Source organism: [Rhizobium] kunmingense (assembly GCF_977018605.1).
Genome location: NZ_CDRNXG010000002.1, coordinates 1157799 through 1181632, shown reverse-complemented (window position 1 = coordinate 1181632; position 23834 = coordinate 1157799). Strand labels below are relative to the sequence as shown.

At 61.6% G+C, this 23834-nt stretch carries 21 protein-coding genes; 7 read left to right on the top strand and 14 right to left on the bottom strand.

Annotated elements, in window-relative coordinates:
* Positions 1-14 precede the first annotated feature (14 nt).
* The 7 genes from AC0JZ4_RS23830 to AC0JZ4_RS23800 all read right to left on the bottom strand — a co-directional run bounded on the left by AC0JZ4_RS23830 (position 15) and on the right by AC0JZ4_RS23800 (position 7611).
* Positions 15-1052, bottom strand: a complete 1038-nt coding sequence (locus AC0JZ4_RS23830; protein ID WP_471888942.1) for an L-idonate 5-dehydrogenase — start codon at positions 1050-1052, stop codon at positions 15-17.
* A gap of 78 nt (positions 1053-1130) precedes the next feature.
* Positions 1131-2537, bottom strand: coding sequence for a TRAP transporter large permease (locus AC0JZ4_RS23825; protein WP_471888941.1), 1407 nt, complete (start codon positions 2535-2537; stop codon positions 1131-1133).
* A 3-nt stretch (positions 2538-2540) separates the two neighbouring features.
* On the bottom strand, positions 2541-3113 hold the full coding sequence (locus AC0JZ4_RS23820; protein ID WP_471888940.1) for a TRAP transporter small permease: 573 nt from the start codon (positions 3111-3113) through the stop codon (positions 2541-2543).
* Positions 3114-3187: 74 nt separating this feature from the next.
* Complete coding sequence (locus tag AC0JZ4_RS23815; RefSeq protein WP_471888939.1) at positions 3188-4165, bottom strand: sialic acid TRAP transporter substrate-binding protein SiaP; 978 nt, start codon at positions 4163-4165, stop codon at positions 3188-3190.
* A 61-nt stretch (positions 4166-4226) separates the two neighbouring features.
* The gene (locus tag AC0JZ4_RS23810) at positions 4227-4940 is read right to left on the bottom strand and encodes a FadR/GntR family transcriptional regulator (protein ID WP_471888938.1); all 714 of its coding nucleotides are present in this window, start codon (positions 4938-4940) and stop codon (positions 4227-4229) included.
* An 88-nt stretch (positions 4941-5028) separates the two neighbouring features.
* Positions 5029-6087 (bottom strand): Ldh family oxidoreductase, encoded by a 1059-nt coding sequence (locus AC0JZ4_RS23805; RefSeq protein WP_471888937.1) that lies wholly within the window; start codon positions 6085-6087, stop codon positions 5029-5031.
* Positions 6088-6285: 198 nt separating this feature from the next.
* Positions 6286-7611 (bottom strand): dicarboxylate/amino acid:cation symporter, encoded by a 1326-nt coding sequence (locus AC0JZ4_RS23800; protein WP_471888936.1) that lies wholly within the window; start codon positions 7609-7611, stop codon positions 6286-6288.
* A 234-nt stretch (positions 7612-7845) separates the two neighbouring features.
* Between AC0JZ4_RS23800 and AC0JZ4_RS23795 the strand changes: the two genes are divergently transcribed.
* The 3 genes from AC0JZ4_RS23795 to AC0JZ4_RS23785 all read left to right on the top strand — a co-directional run bounded on the left by AC0JZ4_RS23795 (position 7846) and on the right by AC0JZ4_RS23785 (position 13771).
* On the top strand, positions 7846-9684 hold the full coding sequence (locus AC0JZ4_RS23795) for a sensor histidine kinase (RefSeq protein ID WP_471888935.1): 1839 nt from the start codon (positions 7846-7848) through the stop codon (positions 9682-9684).
* The gene (locus AC0JZ4_RS23790) at positions 9681-11027 is read left to right on the top strand and encodes a sigma-54-dependent transcriptional regulator (RefSeq protein ID WP_471888934.1); all 1347 of its coding nucleotides are present in this window, start codon (positions 9681-9683) and stop codon (positions 11025-11027) included. The genes AC0JZ4_RS23795 and AC0JZ4_RS23790 overlap by 4 nt, the downstream gene beginning before the upstream one ends.
* Positions 11028-11185: 158 nt before the next feature.
* On the top strand, positions 11186-13771 hold the full coding sequence (locus AC0JZ4_RS23785; RefSeq protein ID WP_471888933.1) for a DNA translocase FtsK: 2586 nt from the start codon (positions 11186-11188) through the stop codon (positions 13769-13771).
* 160 nt (positions 13772-13931) lie between these two features.
* Here AC0JZ4_RS23785 and AC0JZ4_RS23780 read toward each other — a convergent pair whose 3' ends face one another.
* The 6 genes from AC0JZ4_RS23780 to AC0JZ4_RS23755 all read right to left on the bottom strand — a co-directional run bounded on the left by AC0JZ4_RS23780 (position 13932) and on the right by AC0JZ4_RS23755 (position 19150).
* A complete protein-coding gene (locus AC0JZ4_RS23780; RefSeq protein WP_471889084.1) occupies positions 13932-14435 on the bottom strand; it encodes a flavin reductase in 504 nt (167 codons plus the stop codon).
* A 52-nt stretch (positions 14436-14487) separates the two neighbouring features.
* Complete coding sequence (gene rutD / locus AC0JZ4_RS23775) at positions 14488-15267, bottom strand: pyrimidine utilization protein D (protein WP_471888932.1); 780 nt, start codon at positions 15265-15267, stop codon at positions 14488-14490.
* 38 nt (positions 15268-15305) lie between these two features.
* Positions 15306-15692, bottom strand: a complete 387-nt coding sequence (rutC, locus tag AC0JZ4_RS23770) for a pyrimidine utilization protein C (RefSeq protein ID WP_471888931.1) — start codon at positions 15690-15692, stop codon at positions 15306-15308.
* A gap of 29 nt (positions 15693-15721) precedes the next feature.
* On the bottom strand, positions 15722-16456 hold the full coding sequence (rutB, locus tag AC0JZ4_RS23765) for a pyrimidine utilization protein B (protein WP_471888930.1): 735 nt from the start codon (positions 16454-16456) through the stop codon (positions 15722-15724).
* Positions 16453-17544 (bottom strand): pyrimidine utilization protein A, encoded by a 1092-nt coding sequence (gene rutA, locus AC0JZ4_RS23760; RefSeq protein WP_471888929.1) that lies wholly within the window; start codon positions 17542-17544, stop codon positions 16453-16455. Before rutA ends, rutB begins: the two co-directional genes overlap by 4 nt.
* A 223-nt stretch (positions 17545-17767) precedes the next feature.
* On the bottom strand, positions 17768-19150 hold the full coding sequence (locus AC0JZ4_RS23755; protein ID WP_471888928.1) for an FAD-binding oxidoreductase: 1383 nt from the start codon (positions 19148-19150) through the stop codon (positions 17768-17770).
* Positions 19151-19250: 100 nt separating this feature from the next.
* On the opposite strand from AC0JZ4_RS23755, the gene AC0JZ4_RS23750 reads away from it, so the two are divergent.
* Both AC0JZ4_RS23750 and AC0JZ4_RS23745 read left to right on the top strand, forming a co-directional pair.
* On the top strand, positions 19251-20354 hold the full coding sequence (locus AC0JZ4_RS23750; protein WP_471888927.1) for an RHE_PE00001 family protein: 1104 nt from the start codon (positions 19251-19253) through the stop codon (positions 20352-20354).
* 129 nt (positions 20355-20483) lie between these two features.
* Positions 20484-21260: a DUF1194 domain-containing protein gene (locus AC0JZ4_RS23745; RefSeq protein WP_471888926.1), complete on the top strand. Its 777-nt coding sequence runs from the start codon at positions 20484-20486 to the stop codon at positions 21258-21260.
* 107 nt (positions 21261-21367) lie between these two features.
* Here AC0JZ4_RS23745 and AC0JZ4_RS23740 read toward each other — a convergent pair whose 3' ends face one another.
* Complete coding sequence (locus AC0JZ4_RS23740) at positions 21368-22024, bottom strand: alpha/beta hydrolase family protein (RefSeq protein ID WP_471888925.1); 657 nt, start codon at positions 22022-22024, stop codon at positions 21368-21370.
* Positions 22025-22227: 203 nt separating this feature from the next.
* Here AC0JZ4_RS23740 and AC0JZ4_RS23735 point away from each other — a divergent pair, with 203 nt between their 5' ends.
* Together AC0JZ4_RS23735 and AC0JZ4_RS23730 are read left to right on the top strand one after the other, a co-directional pair.
* Positions 22228-22773, top strand: coding sequence for a DUF992 domain-containing protein (locus AC0JZ4_RS23735; RefSeq protein ID WP_471888924.1), 546 nt, complete (start codon positions 22228-22230; stop codon positions 22771-22773).
* Positions 22774-22918: 145 nt separating this feature from the next.
* Positions 22919-23824, top strand: a complete 906-nt coding sequence (locus AC0JZ4_RS23730; RefSeq protein ID WP_471888923.1) for a S1C family serine protease — start codon at positions 22919-22921, stop codon at positions 23822-23824.
* Positions 23825-23834 lie beyond the last annotated feature (10 nt).

The window sequence follows — 23834 nt, the reverse complement described above, 5'->3', positions numbered from 1 at the left end:
CTTGTCCTTGAAAATTATCCGAGTGCGATCTGGACCTTGCAGGCGGCGGTACGGTCACCGGCCTGATGGAAGGCTTCGAGAGCCTCGTCGATCCTGAACGTGTGGGAAAGGATCGGGCGAACATCGATCGCCCTGCTGCCGATCAGCGCGACTGCGCGTGAAAATTCCTCGTGAAAGCGCTGCGAGCCGCGCCAGACGATTTCCTTGCCGACCAGCATGTTGAGCGGGATCGACACCTCCCCGGTGACGCCCACCTGCACGATCGTGCCGCGCGGCTTCACACACTGGAAGGCGGAGATGAGGGCCGGGCCGGCGGCCGAGCATTCGAACACGGTATCGAAAGTGCCCTTGTCCTTCTGGTACGGCGCGAGCGCATCGGGTTTCGAGACGTTCACCGTCTCGTCCGCCCCCATGGCGGGAGCACGCGAAAGGGCGGCATCAGCAAGGTCGGTAATCGTTATGCGACCGGCGCCGCCATGGCGGGCGGCGGCGGCGACCAGAAGCCCGATCGGCCCGGCGCCGGTGACGAGCACTTGTCGGCCAGACAGATCGCCGGCCTGGGCCACGGCGTGAAGGCAGACAGCCAGCGGCTCTGCACAGGCGGCTTCGGCAGCGGTGACGTCGCCTTCGACGGGAAAGCATTGGATGGCGGGCACGATCAGGTGCTCGCGGAACATCCCCTGTTCATGCGGCAGGCGCATGGCCGACCCCATGAACTTCATGTCGAGGCAGTGGATCGGCAGGCCGATGCCGCAATAGTGGCATTTGCCGCAGGGTTGCGACGGGCTGACGGAAACGAGCATGCCGGGGGACAGCCCCGTGACACCGTCACCGACGGCCTCGACATGGCCGGATGCCTCATGCCCGGAAATGATCGGCTCGCGCACCCGGACCGGGCCGAACCCGCCATGCTGGAAATAGTGTAAATCGGAACCGCAAATGCCACCGCGCGCCATTTTCAGCCGCACTTCGCCGCTGGCGGGTTCGCGGCAATCCTGGGTTTCGACCTTGAGATCTTCCTGACCATAGAGGCGAACGATCTTCGACAACATGTCCTATGCCTTTGATTGAATAATGGCCTTCGATTGAATGAGGACCTGCGCCGGCCAAGCGGCGCAGGTGATGTGGCATCAGCGGATCAGGCCGAGCTGCGTCGGCAGCCAGAGCGTGATCGCCGGGATGAAGGTGATCAAGAGCAGCGCGATGAACAGCGGCGTCATCCAGGGCAGGATGGCCAGCGCCGTTCGCTCCACCGACAGTTTCGAGATGCGCGACAGCACGAAAAGCACCATGCCGACCGGCGGGGTCAGAAGACCGATCATCAGGTTGAGCGTGAAGATCAGGCCCATATGCACCGGGTCGATGCCGTAGCGCGCGGCGATCGGCATCAGGATCGGCACGAGGATGCTGATGGCTGCGATCGTATCGAGGAAGGCGCCGACGATCAGAAGCACGATGTTGACGATGATCAGGAAGGTCCACCAGTTATCCGTCAGCGAGAACATGAAGTCGGAGAACATCTGGGCCGCCTGGCTGACCGTCAGGAGCCATGCGAAGATCGAGGCGGTGGTGACGATGAAGAGAACCGAGGCGGTGGTTTCGATCGTGTCGAAACTGGCCTTGGCAAGCGTCTTCAGCGTCATGGTGCGGTAGCGCACGAGGCCGAGGAAGAGCGACCAGATGACGGCGGCGACAGCCGCTTCCGTCGGCGTGAACCAGCCCATCGTCATGCCGCCGATCAGGAGAACCGGCGTCATCAGCGCCATCACGGCGGAGAAATCGTAATACCAGTCGAGCGCGATGAGGGCGGCGAGCGCGATCAGGACCGCGATGTTGATCGACAGGCCGAGCAATACGAGAAGGTAGACGGCGACCGGGAAGCAGAGGACGATGACCACTTCCAGCGAGGCGGACAAGAGTTTAGACAGTTCGAACGGCGTGTCGGAACCCCAGCCCTTGCGATAGGCGAAGAAGAACACGGTTAGCATCATCAGCACCGTCATGACGATGCCCGGAAGGATGCCGGCCATGAACAGTGCGCCGATCGAGACATTGGCCATCATGCCGTAGATGACGAAGGGCAGGGACGGCGGGAAGATCGGCCCCAGCGTCGCGGATGCGGCAGTGACGCCGACGGCGGCCTCGACCGGATAGCCGTGATCCTTCATCGCCTTGATTTCGATCGTGCCGATGCCGGCGGCATCCGCAAGTGCGGTGCCGGACATGCCGGAAAAGACCACCGAGCCGATGATGTTGACCTGCGCCAGACCACCCTTCATCCAGCCGACGAGCGACAGGGCGAACTTGTAGATACGGCTTGTGACACCGGCAATGTTCATCAGGTTGCCGACGAGAATGAAGAAGGGCACGGCGATGAGCGGAAAGCTCTCGACGCCGGCGATCATACGCTGCGCGGCGATGATATCCGGCGCGACGCCGTAGATGATGAGATAGAGCAGCGACGAGACGCCGAGCGAGACGGCCACCGGCGTGCCGATGATCATGAGAACGAGGAAGGATCCGATGAGAAGCAGCACTGGTCAGACCCCCTGTATGCCGGTTTCGTTCGCTTTTTCACGAACGGATTTTTCATTGATCATGTCTTTGATGAAGTTCTGGACCGAGCGCGCCAGCATCAGCGCGAAGGCGACAAAGACGGTGTAGAAGACGTAGCCGCGCGGCAGGTTGACCGTCACCATGCGCTCGTTGCCGACGATGGCGATGTAGCGCCACATCAGCCATGTCATGTAGGCGAAGAAGCCGATGACGATGAAATCGACCGCAAGCTCCAGGGCGCGGCCCACCTTCGGCGGCAGGAAATTGTAGATGAGGTCCACCTGGATGTGGCGGGCCATGCGCACGCACATGACCGAGCCGAGGAAGACGAGCACGACCAGGCAGTTGGCCGCCATCTCTTCCGTCCAGGCCAGGCTGTTGTTGAGTGCGTATCGTGTGAAGAACTGGAGGAAGACGCAGCCCGCCATGCCCCAGAAGATTGCCATGTTGACCCAGTCTTCCGCCGCATAGGGCGACAGATCGACAGGACCGGTATCCTCCTCGAAGGCATGCGCCATCTTATCGACGCTGACCGGAGCGTGCTGTTGTTCGTTCATTGAAGAACTCCACCGATTTTCGGGTGATCATGAGCGGACGCCCGGCGGGTAAGCCCCCGGGCGTCCTGCGCCGCTTACTGCACGGCGCGGATGGCGTCCCAGTCGGCCTTCTCGTAGCCGAACTCCTCGAAGGTGACCTTCTCCATCACCGTCTTTTCGAAGTCGGCCTTGTCGACTTCGGTGACGCTCAGGCCGTCGGCCTTGAACTTTTCGACCAGCGCGGTTTCGCGCTCCTCGACGATCTTCGTCGCTCGTTCCGCGGCCTGCGCCATCACCTCGGAGAAGATCTGCTTGTCCTCGTCGGACAGCTTCGTCCACAGCATGTTGGAGACGACCGTATTCAGGTGGTCGACGATATGGCCGGTCAGGACGATGTTCTTCTGCACTTCAAAGAACTTCTTCGCCTCGATCGTGGTCAGCGGGTTTTCCTGGGCTTCGACCGTACCGTTCTGCAACGCCAGATAGACTTCGGCAAACGCGATCGGCGTCGTGTTGGCACCGCAGGCGCGCGGCATGGCAAGGTATGCCGGCACATCCGGAACGCGGATCTTCAGGCCCGCCATGTCGGCACACTTCTCGATCGGACGATTGGATGTCGTATGGCGCGTGCCGTAATAGGTGACGGCGGTGATCTGGTTGCCGCCCGAGGCTTCCTTGTAGCCGTCGGCGAGCTTCTTGAAGACATCGCTCTTGGTGTAGGCGATCAGATGGCTCGGATCACGGAAGATGTAGGGGAAGTAGGTGATCCCGATCGGCGCATGGTCGCGCGAGGCGAAGCTGGAGCCGGAAATGATGATGTCGACCGTGCCGAGCTTGAGGCCCTGGTTGATATCGGCTTCCTTTCCGAGCTGCGAGGCCGGAAAGACGTCGATCTTGTAGCGGCCATCGGTCCGCTTGGCGATTTCCTGCGCCGCCCAGACCGATTCCGTGTGGAACGGTTCGGATGTTTCATAGACATGCGCCCATTTCAGCGTCTGCTGGGCATGAGCGGATAATGCCGACGCCATGACGACGGCTGCTGCACCGAGCAGCAATGTGAACCTTGAACTCATTCTCTCCTCCCGAGTGGTGTTCAGATAACTTGTCCGACCGGCCGCCTCCTCGCGGCTTGGGTCACTCTTCTCTCGTCGGCTCCTCTCCGAAGCTTTCCGAGAATCTCTTCTGCGACAGGGTCAGATGCATGCGCATCGCCTCGCGTGCCGCCGTCGGGTCCTGTGCTGCCAGCGCGTTGCGGATGACCCTGTGCTCCTCAAGCGCCGCCTTCCACGTATGCGGGCCTTCGAAATAGCTCGCGAGCTTTTCGAAGAAGGGCGACATGCGCTTGTCGTAGATCAGGCCGATAAAGACGTTGAGGGCAGAATTGCCGATGATGTCGGCGATCGCCGTGTGGAAGGCGCGGTCGAGCGCCAGCGCGCGCTCGGGATTGTCGAGCACACCTTCCATTTCGTCGAGGATCACGTCGAGCCGCTCGATCCCGGCAGCGTCTGCACGCCGCGCCGCTTCTTCGGCAATAGCGCTTTCGATGAGACAGCGCGCCTGCAGGATTTCGAACGGACCTTCGCTGTCATCCGCAGGCAGAACCGGCATGGTGTTGAGCGGCTTGCGGTTGACATAGACGCCAGAGCCCATGCGGATCTGCACTAGCCCTTCGACCTCCAGAACGATCAGCGCCTCGCGCACCGTGGGGCGCGACACGCCGAGCCGTTCGGCAAGCTCGCGCTCTGCCGGCAGGCGCTCTCCGACGGGAATTTCTCCCGACTGGATGAGCATACGAAGCTGTTCCGCCGCCTGGCGGTAAAGCCGGCGCGGCTCGAGCGCGACAAACATGAAATCCTCCCGACGCGTTTCTCCTCTCGCGTCATGTGGCCAGATTGTCTGACCAATTTTGATCCGTCAACCCGCGCCTATAAGTTTTTTATAGGAGTGGCGGGACACCATAGTGTCGCGACAGCTCCAAAAACGCCGCCTGCGTCACTGGATCGAGCGTCACGCCGTTGGCATCACGACCCTTTGCCACCGTCCACTCGCGGTCTCCCGGAGCCATCAGCGTGGCACCTTCGCGGGCCGGCGAAGACCGCAGAGTTTCGACATAGCGCGTCATCCCCTTGTCGAAGACCTGGCGCTCGACAAAGGCTTCGGGGGAGATTGCCATGACGAAGGCACCGAGTTGCCGCGGGGTCTGCATGTCCTCACCCATCATCGACGGAATATCGAAGCTGAGCCGCATGCCGGTGAGCACCGCACTGAAGATTTCCGAAACACCGGCAAGCGCAGCCCCCTTGAAGCCGAAGGCTGCACCGACCGGGGCAAGCATTTCCGCGAGATCGGCATCAGTGGTGTCGACGCCGGAAGCATCGGACGCCACTTTCTCCGGCAGCGTCGTTCCCGTGCTGCGATAGAGCATGACGCGATTGAAGGGGACAGCACTGGTCGCCATGTCGAGGAACCAGGGATCCTCGCCGGCAAGCGGCACGGCGACCGAGATGGGATTGGTGCCGTGAAAACGCGACGCCCCGTCATGCAACCGGACGAAACTATCGGAATTGCAGAACGAGAGCCCGATCAGCCCCTGCCGTGCCGCCTCGACGGAGTAGGCACCGGCCGCGCCGAAATGCGAATTGTTGCGAATGCCGACCGCACCTATGCCGAACTGGCGGGCGAGCGCGATGGCGCGCTGCATGCCGGCATAGCCGCCGACGGCACCCTGGGCATGGTCGGCATCGAGCGTCTCAACCGCACCAAAACCGGATACCTTGCGAACGTTCGGCGTCTTGTTCAGCCGGCCGCCTTCAAGGGCGCGGACATAGTGATCGAGCAACCGCACGCCATGGCTATCGACACCACAGCGCGTAGCATGCAGGAGTGATCGCGTCGTCGCATCCACCGTCTCCTCGCTCGCGCCGCAGGCTTGCAGCACCGTACGGCAGAAGCGGTCGAGATCCGCGAGCGTCACTGTCGTCTGTTCGGTCACCATGCACTTTCCTCCCAAATGTCATTGCGATTGCGCGGACATTTAACGTCATTCGCATGTTCGAATGGAAGGCGGGGAAAGCGATTTCCGTTACGCCCGGCAGAGTCGTTGGCGACGGAAGGGATTGCCTAAAACAGATCTGCCGCCCGAAGGCGGCAGATCGTGGCGGGGCATCGCTGCCTCGCTTTGGCCTTGGGAGGCTTATTCGGCGGGCTGCAGGCGGCCCGGTGCATTGTCGCTGGAACCCTTGGCAAGGGCTGCGTCCAGCATGTCCTTGTCGAGTTCACCTTCCCAGCGGGCGACGACGATCGTGGCGACCGCATTGCCGACAAGGTTGGTGAGTGCGCGGCATTCCGACATGAAGCGGTCGATGCCGAGGATCAGCGCCATACCTGCGACCGGAACCGACGGAACGACCGAGAGCGTCGCGGCGAGCGTGATGAAGCCCGCACCGGTGATGCCGGCGGCACCCTTCGACGACAGCATGGCGACGAGCAGCAGCAGGATCTGGTCGGTCAGCGACAGGTCGATGCCGGTCGCCTGAGCGATGAACAGCGCTGCCATCGTCATGTAGATGTTGGTGCCGTCGAGATTGAAGGAATAGCCGGTCGGAATGACCAGACCGACGACCGAGCGCTTGCAGCCGGCGCGTTCCATCTTCTGCATCAGGTTCGGCAGAGCAGCTTCCGAGGAAGAGGTACCGAGAACCAGAAGAAGTTCTTCCTTGATGTAACGCAGCAGGGCGAAAATCGAGAAGCCGTTATACTTCGCAACCGCACCGAGCACGACAATGACGAAGAGAAGCGCCGTGATGTAGAACGACAGGATGAGGAAGGCGAGGTTGGCGACGGAACCGATGCCGTAGCGACCGATGGTGAAAGCCATGGCGCCGAAAGCGCCGATCGGGGCGGCCTTCATCAGAATGGCGACGAGGCGGAACATCGGAGCGGTGAGCGCAGTCAGGAAGTCGTAGACCGGCTTGCCCTTTTCACCGACCATGCCGAGCGCGATGCCGAACAGGACGGAGAAGAACAGGACCTGAAGAATGTCACCCTGCGAGAACGCGCCGACAATGGTTTCCGGGATGATGTTCATCAGGAAGCCGGTGATCGTCGTTTCATGCGCCTTGGTGGCATAGGTCGCCACAGCCTGCGCATCGAGCGTGGCCGGGTCGATGTTCATGCCGGCGCCCGGCTGCAACACGTTGCCGACGATAAGACCGACAATCAGCGCAAGCGTCGAAAACGTAAGAAAGTAGAGCATCGCCTTGCCGGCAACGCGACCGACCTTTTTCAGGTCCGACATGCCGGCAATACCGGTTGCAACCGTCAGGAAGATCACCGGTGCGATGATCATCTTCACCAGGCGGATGAAGGCATCGCCGAGCGGCTTGAGGCTGGCGCCGAATTGAGGCCAGAAGTGGCCGATCAGCATGCCGATGACAATCGCTGCAATCACCTGCACATAGAGCTGGCGATAAAGCGGCACGGGAGCACGAGGCTGGGTGGATTCAGGTATTGCGATCATTTTTTCCTCCATCGCGCCACAACCAACTATCTGGCTCTTCCCGGGCGCATTGATGTCGGAATGATGACAGCAAGCGCCGTGCCAGTTTTTCGAATGCGACACAACGCCTTGATTTCAATCGTTTAAACTAACGCGCAACAATCTTGAGATACAGTTGGTGCGATATTCCGCACGCGATCAATTGCGCATTGTGCGAAATTATGCACAGATATGCGGGTGACCGACCGAAGAAGAATGATCAGATTCCTTGCCGATAACCGGAGCTGGCTTGCCTTTGGCCTGCTAGCGTTGGCAGCCTCCGCTGCGGTATTTTATATCGCAGGAAGCTATGGCCGCGCGTCGGCGCTGTCGGCGCTGTCCATACAAGGAAGAACCGAAGCAAATCTTAAGGTCGCGCTGCTGCGCGCCGTGCTGGAGCGACCCCGTGCGCTGCCGCTTCTTCTCGCCCGCGATCTTGCGGTAGAAGAGGCGCTGTCGAGCCCGGACGAGACGCGCAGGATCGCCCTCAATCGCAAGCTTGAAGATCTGATCGCCCCAACCAAGGCGGCCGTTATCTATGTGGTGGCAGCAGATGGCATCGCCATCTCGGCAAGCAACTGGCGCGAGGAAAGAAGCTTCGTCGGCAACGACTATCGCTTCCGCAGCTATTTTTCGCGCGGCATGCGCGAGGGAGGGGCTGAGCATTTCGCCCTCGGCTCGGTCAGCAATCGGCCGGGCCTCTACATTTCCCATCGCGTCGGCCCGGCGGACAAGCCGCTTGGCGTGGTCGTCGCCAAGATGGAATTCGACCAACTGGAGGCCGATTGGCGCGACACCCAGCGACCGTCCTTCGTCACCGACGAAAACAATGTCGTGCTGATCACCAGCCTGCCATCCTGGCGTTTCATGACGACGCAACCGCTGGAACCGTCAAGCCTCTCCGCCATTCGCGAGAGCCTGCAGTTCGGCGATGCGCCGCTGGTGCCGTTGCCGCTCGCACATCTTGAAACGCTTGACGACGGTGCCGCGATCGTTCGCGTATTCCTGCCCGGCGGAGGCGCAGTCCGCTATCTGCAGATCAGCGTTCCGGTGGCGTCAACCGAGTGGAGTTTCCAGTATCTTCTGCCGATAGACGGTACCGTCGCGGCCGACATGCGGGAATTCAGGCTGCTCGGCATGCTGGCCCTTGCGATCATCCTTGCACTTGCCGCCGTTTGGATACGCCGCCGCCACGCCGCGCGCATGCTGATCGTGCGCGAACAGGCAGCCCGCGAGGAGCTGGAACGGCGCGTCGACCAGCGTACCCGTGAACTGAGCCTCACCCGCGACAGCCTGCAGGCGGAGATTTCCAACCACCGCACGACCGAAGCCAAGCTGCAGGGCGTGCAGCAGGATCTGGTCCAGGCCAACCGGCTGGCGATCCTCGGCCAGGTGGCGGCCGGCGTCGCCCACGAGATCAACCAGCCGGTGGCGACCATCCGCGCCTATGCCGACAACTCGCAAGTCTTTCTCGATCGGCAGCAAACCGAGCCGCTGAAGGAGAACCTGACGCTGATCGCCGGCCTGACCGAGCGGATCGGCGCAATCACCGACGACCTCAAGGCATTGGCGCGGCGCGGCCGCACGGCCGCCGAGCCGGTGCTGTTGTCCGATGTGCTGGAAGGCGCGGCGATGCTGTTGAAAAGCCGCTTTACCGGCTCGCTCGACAAACTGGTGATCACCCCGACTGCCGGCAACGTCCATGTCATGGGAAGTCAGCTGCGGCTCGAACAGGTCTTCATCAACCTTCTGCAGAACGCGCTGGAAGCCGTCGAGGGACAGGATACCGGACGCGTGACCGTCTCCGTCGATACCGATCCAGCCTCCGATTCCGGCGCCGACATTGCGATCACGGTCGCTGACAACGGGCCGGGCATCGCAGCCGACATTCTCGCAGAACTGTTCCAGCCGTTCAACTCCTCCAAGGAAAAGGGGCTCGGCCTAGGCCTCGTCATCTGCAAGGACATCGTCGCCGATTATGGCGGCAGGCTTGAGGCCGAGACCGGCGGGCAGGGCACCCGCTTTATCGTTTATCTGAAAAGGGCCGCGCAATGACCGTTCCGTTGTTTCTCATCGATGACGACAGGGATCTGCTGCGGGCGACCGGCCAGACCCTGAGCCTTGCCGGCTATGAGGTCCGCTCCTTTTCGACGGCCGGCGAAGCACTCCTGGAGCTCGATGCGGACTTTCCCGGCGTCGTCGTATCCGATATCCGCATGCCGGGCCTCGACGGTCTGCAGCTCTTTGAACGGATCGCGGGCTTCGATCCCGAATTGCCGGTCATCCTGATGACCGGTCACGGCGATATCCCGATGGCGGTGAAGGCCATCCGGGACGGCGCCTATGACTTTCTCGCAAAACCCTTTCCGGCCGATCGGCTTGTACAGTGTGTTCGGCATGCGGTGGAAAAACGAACCCTGACGATCGAAAACCGGCGCCTGAAGGCGGCGGGCAGCACCGCGGATGACGGCCTTCCGCTGATCGGCCAGACACCGGCGATGGAGCGCCTGCGGCACATGCTGCGGCAGATTGCCGACACCGATGTCGACGTGCTGATCACCGGCGAGACGGGCAGCGGCAAGGAAGTCGTCGCAGGCGCACTGCATTCCTGGAGCCGGCGCGCCAGCGGCAATTTCGTTGCCCTGAACTGTGGCGCCCTGCCGGAGCAGGTGATCGAAAGCGAACTTTTCGGCCACGAGGCCGGCGCTTTCACCGGTGCGCAGAAGAAGCGCGTCGGGCGAATCGAGCATTCCAGCGGCGGAACGCTGTTTCTCGACGAGATCGAGAGCATGCCTCTGTCCACCCAGGTGCAGATGCTGCGCGTTCTGGAAATGCGCGAGGTGACGCCGCTTGGAACGAACGAGGTGCGGCCCGTCGACCTGCGTGTCGTCGCCGCGTCGAAAATCGATCTCGGCCATGCCGACCAGCGCCCGGTGTTTCGCGAGGACCTCTATTATCGACTGAATGTGGTGACGCTGACGATCCCGCCGCTGCGGGAGCGACGCGATGACATCCCGCTTCTGTTCAACTACTTCACCCGCAAGGCCGGCCGTAGGTTCGATCGCGACGTGCCGGACCTGCCGCGTGCGGTTGTCGATCACCTGCGCGACCACCCGTGGCCGGGCAATGTCCGCGAACTCTCCCATTATGCCGAACGCTTCGTGCTGGGACTGGAGCCTCCGCAGGCCGCCTCGGCTCAAACCGTCACCGCCAGCACCGGAGGATCGCTACCGGACAGGCTGGAGCGTTTCGAGGCGGACATCATCCGCGATACGCTGACGGAATTCGGCGGCGACGTGCAACAGACGCTGGCGGCGCTCGGCCTGCCGCGCAAGACTTTTTATGACAAGCTTCAACGTCACGGCATCACCAGAAGCGACTTCGCGGAACGACGATAAATATCTGTCTTCGCTATGTTTTATTGATGGAATCCAGAACCTCGAGCACCATTCAAGCTCTGCGCCTGCCCTAAAATGAGAACTGAAATCCGCCTGGTGGAAACGCCTGGTTAAGGTTTTCTTTTTATTAACAGGGTTCGGTGTGAACACGTTGTTTGATGGTTTCGCGTAGCATGCATTTCCCGCCTTCCCGCAAAGACATTTCCCCAATCGGCCATGATGGATCGAGCGACGAACAGGAGTTCGTCGCTGCCAACGATCCCGATCATCCCCTGCCCATGCCCGAGCCTATTCCGGCGGTCGAACTGGACCCGGAAAAGCTCCCGACATGGCAGAGAGCCTTCGTGCTCGGCCCGAATGTGCGCTTCACCCGCACGCCCGGCCGCGGCCAGCCAAAGCCCGAAACGGAAGAGGCGGCAGTCCCGGCAGCGGCAGGTCCGGCCGCCGCGATCCAGCCGCCGAAATTCGCAAGCGCGCTGCCCGATGGCGCGCCGCAGATACAACAGAAAATTCATGCAGGTTCCCAGGTGAACAATCTTCAGCGCCGTATCGTCAAGGCATTCGCTCCAAAAGCCCCGACGCAGCCGGCAACACATTCGATCGACGCGGCGATCCAGCGCCTGGTGGAGCAGCCGCCGGTCTCGGCGCCCGTTGTTTCATCGGCACACAGTCAGCAGAACGCATCCCAGATGGAGGCAGCCCAGCAGGCAGGATCGTCGCGCCGCGTGACGTCCATGCCCGACCATCTGATCTGGGAAATGATGAGCCTCGGCGCATCGGAAAACATCGAGACGAAGGCGCCGCAACAGGCACTGACGCAGGCACCAGCGCCTCAGTCGGTCGCCCGGCAGCAGGCACCGGTCCAGCGCAGGCAGCCAACCGCGCTTTCCCCGACAGTACAGCGGTTCGTTCCACCCGCGCCGATCGTCGTCGCACCAGCATCCGCGGTCGCAGTACCGTCACCCGCTGCCACGCCAGCGATCGAGGCGCCTTCGGCAGTTCACCTCTATCGCCAGATCGCCCTGCGTCACACGCCGGCGGCACAGCAGAATGTGGAACCGCAGCCGCTTCCGGTTTACGAAGTGCCGGCCGAGGTCACTCCGACGATCGTCGATGTCACACCTGTCGCACATCAGGCAGAAATCGCGGCAGACGCGCCGGCCCCGGTCGTCACCCGCAAGCCGCGCGTCATGACCTTTGCCGAGGACTACACCTTCCCGGATATCGATCTGCTGCAGGTCGCAGAGATGCGCGAAGAACAGACGATGAGCCAGGAGGCACTGGAACAGAGCGCCGGGCTTCTCGAAAGCATTCTCGAAGACTTCGGCGTCAAGGGCGAGATCATCGACGTGCGCCCCGGCCCGGTCGTCACGCTCTACGAATTCGCCCCGGCTCCGGGCGTCAAATCATCCCGCGTGATGAACCTGTCGGACGATATCGCCCGTTCGATGTCTGCCCTTTCGGCCCGCGTTGCCGTCATCCCCGGCCGCAATGTCATCGGCATCGAACTGCCGAATGTCGAGCGCGAAACCGTCTACCTGCGCGAGCTGGTCGAGAGCAATTCCTATATCGGCACCGACTACCGCCTGCCGCTTTGCCTCGGCAAGACGATCGGCGGCGAACCGGTCATCGCCGAGCTCGCCAAGATGCCGCATCTGCTCGTCGCCGGTACCACCGGTTCGGGCAAGTCCGTCGCCATCAACACAATGATCCTGTCGCTGCTCTACCATCTTCGTCCGGAAGAATGCCGCCTGATCATGGTCGACCCGAAGATGCTGGAACTCTCCGTCTATGACGGCATTCCGCACCTCCTGACACCCGTCGTCACCGACCCGAAGAAGGCCGTTCTCGCCTTGAAATGGGCCGTGCGCGAGATGGAAGAGCGCTATCGCAAGATGTCGCGCCTCAACGTCCGCAATATCGACGGGTTCAACGCTCGCGTTGCCGAAGCCCGCAACAAGGGCGAGACGATCATGATCAGCGTGCCCGTCGGCTTCGACCGCTCGACCGGCGAGCAGGTGTTCGAGGAACAGGCGCTGGATCTGACGGCGCTGCCCTATATCGTCGTCATCGTCGACGAGATGGCCGACCTGATGATGGTCGCCGGCAAAGAGATCGAAAGCGCGATCCAGCGTCTGGCCCAGATGGCGCGTGCCGCCGGCATCCACCTGATCATGGCAACCCAGCGCCCCTCGGTCGACGTCATCACCGGCACGATCAAGGCGAACTTCCCGACCCGCATCTCCTTCCAGGTGACCTCGAAGATCGACAGCCGCACCATCCTCGGCGAACAGGGTGCGGAGCACCTTCTCGGCCAGGGCGACATGCTGCACATGAAGGGTGGCGGCCGTATTGCCCGCGTTCACGGTCCCTTCGTGTCCGACTATGAAGTCGAAAAGGTCGTCGCGCATCTGAAGACCCAGGGCCAGCCCTCCTATCTCGGCAGCGTCACCGAAGACGAGGAAGGCGAAGGTGCCGACGAGGAAGAGGATGCAGCCGTCTTCGACCAGTCCGCGATGGGCGCGGAAGACAATGGCGACGATCTTTACGAGCGCGCCGTCAAGATCGTCCAGCGCGACAAGAAATGCTCCACCTCATACATCCAGCGCCGTCTGTCGATCGGCTATAACCGCGCTGCCTCGCTGGTCGAGCGGATGGAACAGGAAGGCCTGGTCGGTGCGCCGAACCACGTCGGCAAGCGCGAGATCCTCGGCCCGCAGGCCGCACGAACGACAGAGGAATGACGATTTTCCTCCGGCTTTCCACCTGACGCGGAAAGCCGGAGCTGAAAAGCATTCCAGTCTTTAGGGTTATCGCTCACGCCTCAGCGCATGACGCTTAACGAGATCGTCGCAGCCACGCGGCTGAACTGCCGCAAGCCCAACAAGCACCGACAAAACGGTATCAGGCGATCGTGTGATACCGCCTGTTGAGATAGAGCAGGGCAGATGCCTCCGACCGCTGCCGGATCTCCGCCACTTCACAAATCAGGATATCGTGGCTGCCGCCATCGGAAACGCTGCGGATGCGGCAATCGAGCGAAGCGATCGCGCCGTCAAGCGCCGGGGCGCCGGTGGCGAGCGTCGACCAGTCGGCAGGGGCGAAGCGCTCCTCGACCGGTGTCTTGCCGCCGAACAACCGGCTCAATGCCTCGTGTTCGCCGGACAGAATGTTGATGCAGACGACGCCGTTCTCCGTCACCGCCGCGTAGGCCGAGGACACCTTGTTGAGACAGACAAGCATGGTCGGCGGATTATCGCTGAGGCTGCAGACGGCGGTCGCGGCAAAGCCTGCGCGTCCGGCCGGACCATCCGTCGTGACGATGTTGACGGCTGCACCGAGCTTCGACATCGCCTCGCGAAAATCCGCCTTCACGTCGATCACAACGGAAGACGCCGTCTCTGCCATCGCCACATCGGCCAGGGTGATCTGCTGGTTCATGCACGGTCCCTCGTATTCATCATTCGGCGGCCTTCAAATATCGCAGCACCATCGCGTTGAAAACGTCAGGCGTTACCACATTGACCGCATGCGCGCCGAAATCGACAAGCTCAAGCTCCGCATTCGGCAGCTTTTCCGCAAGCAGTTGCGAACGGCTATAGGGCACCAGCATGTCGTCCTTCGTTGCGATCACCAGAGTCCGCGCGGTAATCTCGGCCAATCGCTGATCGACATCGAATTCTCGAAGCGCAGCAATGCGGCGGAGAATATTCTCCCGTCCCTGGAAATGTCGAAGGCCATGAGCCTCTTCTCCCGCCAGCCTGGTAGAATTTTCTGCCATCCAGATCGCCGGATAGAGAAAAAGCGGTTGCGCCCGAATAAACGCCTCGATGCCGCTGTCATTGAGAAGCGCGATCCGTGTGTCGAAACATCGGCCGGAATGCGGGTCCGCGACGCTCCAGGCGTTGACGAGCACCAGCGTGTCGATCAGGCCCGGATGCCGAAGCGCGACATCCATGCCGATCAGGCCGCCAAGCGCATGGCCCATGAAGGAGAATTTCTCCAGGCCGAGTTCGCCGACGATCTGCAGGACGTCATCGGCCATGGCGGAAATGCCGCCGTCGCGCGGCACCTCGCCACCGGTGCGGCCGCAGCCGCGGTGGTCGTAGGTGACGACACGGAAGCAGGATGAAAGCGCCTCCATCTGCGGCGTCCAGTAGGCGCCCGACCCGCCAAGGCCGGACGACAGGATGATGGTCGGTGCGGCCGGATCGCTGAGACCCATGACATCGAAATACATGAAACGCCTTCCGGTGGGAGGAAATCAGACGGTAAGCGTCACTTGCCGATATGGGCGACGGTGGCGATTTCCACCAGTGCGTCAGGCTTCACCAGTCCACACTGGATGCAGTAGCGCGCCGGCTTGTCGCCCGGAAAATACTCGGCATAGACCGCATTGACGGCCTGATAATTCGCCCAGTCGGTGATGAATATATGGTTCATCGTGACATCCTCCATCGTGCCTCCGGCGGTCTCGATCACCGACTTGATGACCTCCAGAACGTGGCGAGTCTGGGCGCCGGCATCGCCGACATGGACGACATCGTTGTTCTTGTCGAAGGGAAGCGTGCCCGAGACATAGACGACGCCATCGGCAAGCGTGCCCGGAGAATAGGGCGCGATCGGCTTCTGGGTTCCTTCCGGCACGATGACATACTTCGGCATTCTCGCATTCTCCTTGGTTGATGATGGCGTCAGGCGTCGACCGGAGCGGCCTGCGAAATGACGGCGCAGAAATCGTTGACCGTGGCGACCCAGCCGAAGAATTTCTCGACATTATAGACCGTCGCCTGCTGGATGAAGTCTGGTCCCAGGTGATGGGTCGCGTCCTCCAGCATCACGCCGAAATACTCCAGATGGAAGGCATCGCGCAGAGAACTCTCGACGCAGACATTGGTGGCGATGCCGACGAAGACAAGATTGCGGATGCCGCGGGCGCGCAGCACGCTGTCCATGTTGGTGTTGAAGAAGCCGCTGTATCGCGTCTTCGGCACAAGGATATCGCCGGGCTGGGGCTGCAACTCATCGACGATGGCATAGTCCCACGTCCCTTTGGCAAGCAGTTTTCCCTGCATCTCGGGATTGGCGCGCATATGCTTGAGCGCATTGGATTTGTGCCAGTTCGGCGATCCCGGACCGCCGGCCTCGACATAGTCCTTGTCCCAGCCGTTCTGGAAATAGATGACCGCCACGCCGGCGCTGCGCGCAGCATCGAGCGTCTTCTTGATGTTGGCGATCGTCCCCTTGGCGCCCGAAATGTCGAATCCGGCGAGATCGACATAGCCGCCTTCGGTCGAATAGGCGTTCTGCATGTCGACCACCACGACCGCGGTCTCCGATGGCTTGAGTGCGATCGGTTCCGGGCGGGCCGGCAGCGTCACGCTCTGCAGCGCCTCTGCGGGTGCCTGATATCCTGCCACAGCGCTCATTCGGCGGCCTCCAGAGCCTGGGTGACATGACGGCGGCTCTTCATCAGCGGCTGGATGTATTTGCCGAATTTCTCGACGCCTTCGACGAAATCGTCGAAGGTCAGCATGACGCCGCCGGTGCCGGGGACCTCGGCCATTTCGTCGAGCATCGCCGCGACCTCCTCATAGGAACCGATGAGCGTGCCCATGTTGATGTTGACGGCGGAAACCGGGTTGGACATGTGTCGGACATTGGTGTCGGAACCGGACCTGGTATCGGCGGCACTTTGCAGGCCGAGCCAGCTTATCGCCTCGTCGTCGGCGCCGGCCTTGTAATGCTCCCATTTTGCCCAGGCATCTTCAGACTTTTCTTCCGCCAGGATCATCGTCAGCACGAAGGAGCGAACATCCCTGCCGGTCTTTGCGGTCGCGGCAAGCAGGCGTTCATTGGTTCCGGCAAAGGCCTTCGGCGTGTTGATGCCGACGCCGAAGCAGAAACTGTAATCGGCAAATTGCGCGGAAAAAGCCATGCCCGCATTCGACGATCCCGCGCAGATCAGCTTAACGCCTCCCTCCGGCACCGGCTTCATCCGGCAATCGTCCATCTGAAAATACTTGCCCTTGAGATCCGACTGGCCGGTGGTCAGAAGCTCCTTGAGCACCGTCGTGTATTCACCGAGATACGCATATCGGTCGCCGAAATAGTCGTCGCCCGGCCAAAGTCCCATCTGGCTGTATTCCGGCCGCTGCCAGCCGGTGACGAGATTGACGCCAAAGCGCCCGCCGGAGATGCTGTCGATCGTCGTCGCCATCCGGGCCACGATAGCCGGCGGCATGACCAGCGTCGCTGCGGTGCCAAACAGCTTGATCTTCGAGGTGACCGCCGCAAGCCCCGCCATCAGGGTGAAGGATTCCAGATTATAATCCCAGAACTCCGTCTTGCCGCCGAAACCCCGCAGTTTGATCATCGAAAGCGCGAAGTCGAAGCCGTATTGCTCGGCCTTGAGCGTGATTTCCTTGTTGAGTTCGAAGCTCGGCTTGTATTGCGGCGCGTTCTCCGAAAGGAGCCAGCCATTGTTGCCGATCGGAATGAAGACACCCACTTCCATGTCGCTACGCCTCCTGTCATCGTCGCCACGCCTGCGTTGCAGACTTGTCTTTTGATAAGCAGAATTCGTGCCACATGCATTTTACTAAGATAAATCAAAAAGGTAGAAGTACCTTCATCCTACCCGTTCGGCTTGTACCTCAGAAATTTGACCATTCGATAAATTTTTGCACGCAGAATAAGCATCCGCGCTGTTTCCGGTGACCAAAATTTAGCGCATCAGATCAGTCCTCGGCGAAAATCCGGTGCCGGTTGAGGATGCCGGACGGGTCGAACATCGTCTTCAACCGCTTCATCAAGGCAATTTCTTCCGGCCCGCGGCTGCGCGAAAGGTAGGGGCGCTTGAGAACGCCGATACCGTGTTCGGCGGAAATGCTGCCCTCAGAGCTGCCGACGACATCATATATCGACAGGATCGCAGCCTTGAGATCGTCTTCGCGGCTCGTGGGAAGGATGGCGAGATGCAGGTTGCTGTCGGCCATATGACCATAGACGATCAACTGCGCGCCGGGGGCGAGGTTGGCGACATTCTCCCGCATGGCCTCGATCGCGCCATCCATGCGGTTCATCGGCAGGCTAATATCGAACTGGGCGGTCTCGGGGATGAACCGGTCGAACTCGTAATTGGCCTCGCGATAGGCCCAGAAACTGTGCCGGTCCTGCAGCGATTGCGATATCAGCGCGTCGGACATCAGCCCGGCTTCGAGAAGGTCGGAAAGCACTTGGGTGAACCTGTCCTGCGCCGCCTGATCATCCCCGAGCGCTGCTTCGATCAACAGTGTCAGCTCTGCGCGGTCCTCGAATGGTTCGGACAGGCCGGTCAGTACCTCGCTGGCGACCATATATTCGCGCCACATGCCTTCGAACGTCATCAGCTGGCCGGGGAAACTGCGATCCAGCTCTGCAAGGATCCTTGCCGCATCGGCAACGCTGGCGACAGCACACAGTGCCGTCTGAAGCGCCGGCGGCGCGGGTGCAAGCGAGAGGCAGACGCGGGTGATCACCCCGAGCGTGCCCTCACTGCCGATCATCAGCTGCGCCCAGTCATAGCCGGTATTGTTCTTCATCAGCTTATTGAGGCCCGTCAGCACCGTGCCGTCGGCCAGCACCGCTTCCAGACCCAGCACGTTGCGCCGCGTCACGCCGTAGCGGAGCGCCTGGACGCCGCCGGCATTGGTCGCGACATTGCCGCCGATCGTGCATGTCCCGCGGGCGCCGAGATCGACGCCGTAATGCAGGCCGGCATCGCGCGCCGCCTCTTGAACCCGGTAGAGCGGCGTGCCGGCAAGAACGGTCATCGTACGGCTGGCAACATCGACTTCCTCGATGCCGTTCAACCGCTCCAGCGACAAGGCGATTTCACCCGGCTGCGGCCGCGCGCCGCCGGCAAGCCCTGTCAGACCGCCCTGGATGACCAGCGGCATCCCGGCCTTGTGGCACAGAGCCAGCACTGCCGACACCTCCTCCGTCGAGGCCGGCATGACCAGAGCCGCAGGGCGGCATGGCGGCATCTCCGTCGCATCAGCCCAGTGACGCTGCGCAATGTCGTCACCTTGCTTGACGAAAGCGGCGCCGACGATTGCCCGCAATTCGGTGACGACATCCATGCTTATTCTCCTGCCTGGGCCTTATGTTTCGCATCCCGTTTCACCCGGAACGGTTCCTTCGCTATCATGGCAAAGGTGATTCTGGGATAAATTCGCCGCCATGGATTACACACTCGCAAGCCTTCCATTCGAACGGCTGATCGAACCCGTATCGCGGGCAACGGCTTCGCTGACACGGCTTGACGAACGTCTCTCGCATTCAGCAGTCGGCAAGGGATGGATAGAGCGGTCTCATTTTTCCGATGCGGCGGCCTCGCTATGGATCGACGGCGAACTGGTGCATCTGGAGGATCTCGTCCTCCACGATGCGGCCATGGGCGTGCGCGCGCCGACGCATGAACTGACGATCGCCCATGACATCCTGCGCACGCGCCGACGCATTCTCGACAATGCACCTGACTGGGCCCTGAGCCGCGAGGGCCTGGGCAGGCTGTGCGGCAGATCAGGCCTGCACACCGATATGCGTGCTACGGATCAGCCCGCAGAACCGGAACCTGTCGAGGCAGGCAGCGCCGTACCGGACGCGTTGTCGCGGGAATTGGCGCGGATCGATGCGGCGATCGAGAGAAGCGACGTCATATTGTCCAGCATCATCGCGTCGGCCCGTGGCAAGCCGGCATCCGACCATGCCGCGGCCCTGATCTACGAACCCGATTGGGACGAGGACGCGCGGCTGGAAGAATGGCTCGCCGTACTTGGCAACACCGCCGGATTGCCGAGCGTTCTGAGAGCCGCCATCGCCATCGATGCCTGGAACCAGTTGCAGGTGTTGCAGCATGCTCCCTGGATCGGCCGGCTTTTGGCCGGGGCGCTTTTGCGCAGGGAGCGGGTGACGGAAGCCCATCTTCCGACGATCAACCTCGGGCTCAAGAGTGTCAGCCGGGAGGCGCGCGCAAGCCGTGACCGCCACGCGCGGCTGCTTGCGATCCTCGATGCCATCGCCGCAGCCGGCGAACTCGGCCTCAAGGAACACGATCGGCTGGTTCTCGCAGCCAAACAGATGCAGCACCGGCTGACCGGCCGAAGACAGTCTTCGAAACTGCCGCAACTGGTGGAACTGGCGCTCTCGCGTCCGATGATCTCGACCGGGATGATTGCCAAGGCACTGTCGGTGACGCCCCAGGCCGCCTTGAAGATCATCGCCGAACTGCAATTGCGCGAGCTGACGGGGCGCGGGCGGTTCCGCGCCTGGGGCATTCTCTAAGTCAGACCGGCTTCGCCGACGTATTTTAGCAAATTCACCTAAAGTTGACCCTGGCGCATCGGGCAGGGGTCGCCGCCGACAATTCCTGTGTTACAGTCCGCCGATAGACACTGCAGTGAATGGATTGCCATGCTTACAACACTTGCATTGTTAATGAGCCTGTCCGCCTCCAATACGCTTCTTGCCCAGGGAAGTTCGGAAGTGGATGTCGAACTGGTGCTTGCGGTCGATACGTCACGTTCGATGGATTACGAGGAAGCCCGCATACAGCGCGAGGGCTACGTCTCAGCCCTCAAGCACAAAGAGTTCATCGATGCCGTCAGGAACGGTCTGACTGGCCGCATCGCCATCAGCTATTTCGAATGGGCGGGCGACGTGGTGCAGGGATCGGTGATCGACTGGCAGGTGATCGAGACGGAAGCCGACGCGATTGCCTTTGCCGACAAGCTGGCCGCCCGGCCGGTGGAGATGCAGCGCCGCACGTCGATTTCGGCGGCGATAGCGCAAGGCGCGACGATGATCGTCTCCAATGCCTATCAGGGCATCCGCCAGGTGATCGACGTATCGGGCGACGGACCCAACAATTCCGGCAACCCGGTCGAACCGGCGCGGGACAGGGCGGTGGAGGCCGGCATCGTCATCAACGGACTGGCAATCATGCTGCGCCCATCCGGCACCACAGCCGGGCTTGACCAGTATTACGATGACTGCGTCATCGGCGGCCCCGGCTCATTCGTTCTTCCGGTCCGCAAGATCGAGGATTTCGGCGTCGCGGTGCGCCGCAAACTGGTGATGGAGGTGAGCGGTCTCCCGCCTCAACCGCAGGTTCGACGCATCGCGATGAAGGCGGCGAAGGCCGACTGCATGGTTGGTGAGAAGCAGTGGCAGGATATGTTCGACCGCTAAGGTTGCTCCAGCAGACGTGCTTAGCGGCATTGCATCCAGAACGGCGTCGAGTGAAGGAGCCGTAACAGTTTCGCGATCGGAAGAACGGCGAAACTGCCCGGCTGCCGTTATAGCAGGCTGGCCCACGACCGCACCTTTGCCGCCATCGTCCGAAGATGATCGGCGGCGGTGAAGCCAGAGACGGATTTGCGTGGCTTCAGGTCATGATCGCCATCGTCCAGCCAGAGAAGCTCGATCGCGTCGGATAGACGATACGATTCTACTTCCGTCCGACTGCCGAAGGGATCGCGTGTCCCCTGCGCGATCAATGTCGGCGTCGAAAGCGTCTCCAGATGCGCGGTGCGCAATTGCGCGGGCTTTTCCGGGGGATGAAACGGATAACCCAGGCAGACAAGACCCTGCACTGCGCCCGTTGCATGAAGGCGATCCGCCAGCATGCTGGCGACGCGTCCGCCCATCGATTTCCCGCCGACAATCAGCGTGCCGCGCCGTTTCAGCTCTGATATCGCCTGCTCGTATTGAGGGATGAGCAATTCCGCCCTCGGCGGCGGCCTGCGCGATCCCTGCCGTCGCGCCGCCATGTAATCGAACTCGAAGCGAACGACCTTGATCGCTTGCGCCGCAAGCGCCTCGCTTGCCGCCGTCATGGCAGCCGAATCCATCGGCGCGCCGGCACCATGGGCAAGCAATATAGTCACGTCCGCATCATCCGGTCCCGTCGTCAGAAAGTCCAAGTTCGTACGCTCCCGTTCAATTGCGGCCATTTGGCAGAAAGATCGTGATGATTGCCGATCTTGTCCCGATCTCTCATACCGGGCCGGCATGCACAATTGTCACATTCGCGCGCAAAGCGTGACAATTCGTGTTGCGAATATTCTGGATCATTTTTCCGCCACACGCGTTAGCCAACGCTGTGTACCCATTCGCACCCGAACGGATGGTCATAAATACTATAAGGAGTACAGGGATGAACAAGACATTTGCCGTAGCGCTCGTCGCTCTTCCGGTCGCATTCGCCACCACCGCGGTTTCCGCCGCCGACATGGTCGGTCGCGATCCGGTGCCTACCTATCAGGAGTCCGACCAGCGTGGCGGCGTCCGCATCGGCTATCTCGATTGCTCGATCGGCGGTGGAGTCGGCTACGTCCTTGGCTCCGCCAAGGAAGCGGACTGCGTCTTCAAGTCGACCATGGGCAGCGAACCGCTTGACCGCTACACCGGTGTCGTCCGCAAGATGGGCGTCGACCTCGGCTTCACCACCCGCAGCCGCCTGATCTGGGCCGTCTTCGCGCCGACCGCTGGTTACCACCACGGTTCGCTCGGTGGCCTTTACCAGGGTGCAACGGCCGAAGCCACGCTCGGTGCCGGCATCGGCGCCAACATTCTCGTTGGCGGCACGTCCGGCTCGATCCACCTGCAGACCGTCAGCGTTACCGGCCAGCTCGGCCTGAACGTCGCGGCAACTGGCACGTCCGTGACGCTGACCCCGGCGGATATGGCCAGCAACATGTAAGCCGTTTTCGGCCTGTCCGCCGATGGCGGGCAGGCCGTTTACCTCGACGAACCCTTGCGAACACCGGCTGCGATCCATACTTTAACGTCAGAAAACCTCAGACCCGACCGGGATTTCAGATCCGGTTCGTTTCAGGATTTGCCGCATGGATCTCGAAAAGACTCTCCGGTCGGTCGTCGCCGTCCGAACCTCCATCCCCGACAAGGCATTCACCGCAGGAGCGCTCGGCACCCGCCGTGAAGGCAGCGGCGTGGTCATCCGCGAGAATGGTCTCGTTCTGACAATAGGCTATCTGGTGACCGAGGCCGATGAGGTCTGGCTGACCCGCCATGACGGCCGCGTCGTGCAGGCTCATGTTCTCGCCTACGATCAGGAAAGCGGTTTCGGCCTCGTGCAGGCCTTGTCGCCGCTCGACCTGCCGGCAATGCCGATCGGAGATTCCGACAAGGCATCCGTAGAAGACGATATCGTTTTTGCCGATGGCGAAGGCCAATATGTGCGTGGCAGTATCGTCGCGAAGCAGGAGTTCGCCGGCTATTGGGAATATCTGCTCGACGAAGCCATATTCATCGCCCCGGCGCATCCCTCCTGGGGCGGTGCGGCGTTGATCGACAGCGGAGGCCGGCTTGTCGGCCTCGGGTCGCTGCGGTTGCAGATGAGCAAGGGCGGCGAACTTGCCGACATCAACATGGCGGTGCCGATCAATCTGCTGAAACCTATTCTGGACGACGTGCTCAACCAGGGCGCCATCAGCAAGCCGCCGCGCCCCTGGCTCGGCGCCTTTTCAGCAGAAACCAACGGCGAGGTCGTGGTGATTAGCGTGACCGATGACGGCCCGGCGGCGAAAGCCGGCCTGCGCCGTGGCGACGTGATATCGGAGATCCGAGACGGCGAAGTCGACGGACTTGCCGATTTCTATCGCAAGGTCTGGGAAAGCGGATCGCCCGGCGCGGAAATTCCGATGCGTGTACTTCGCGACGGCCGCGAGGCATGGCTGCGGGTCAAATCCGCCGACCGCAACGACTTCCTCCTGAAGCCATCGCTACAGTGACAGCAACTGG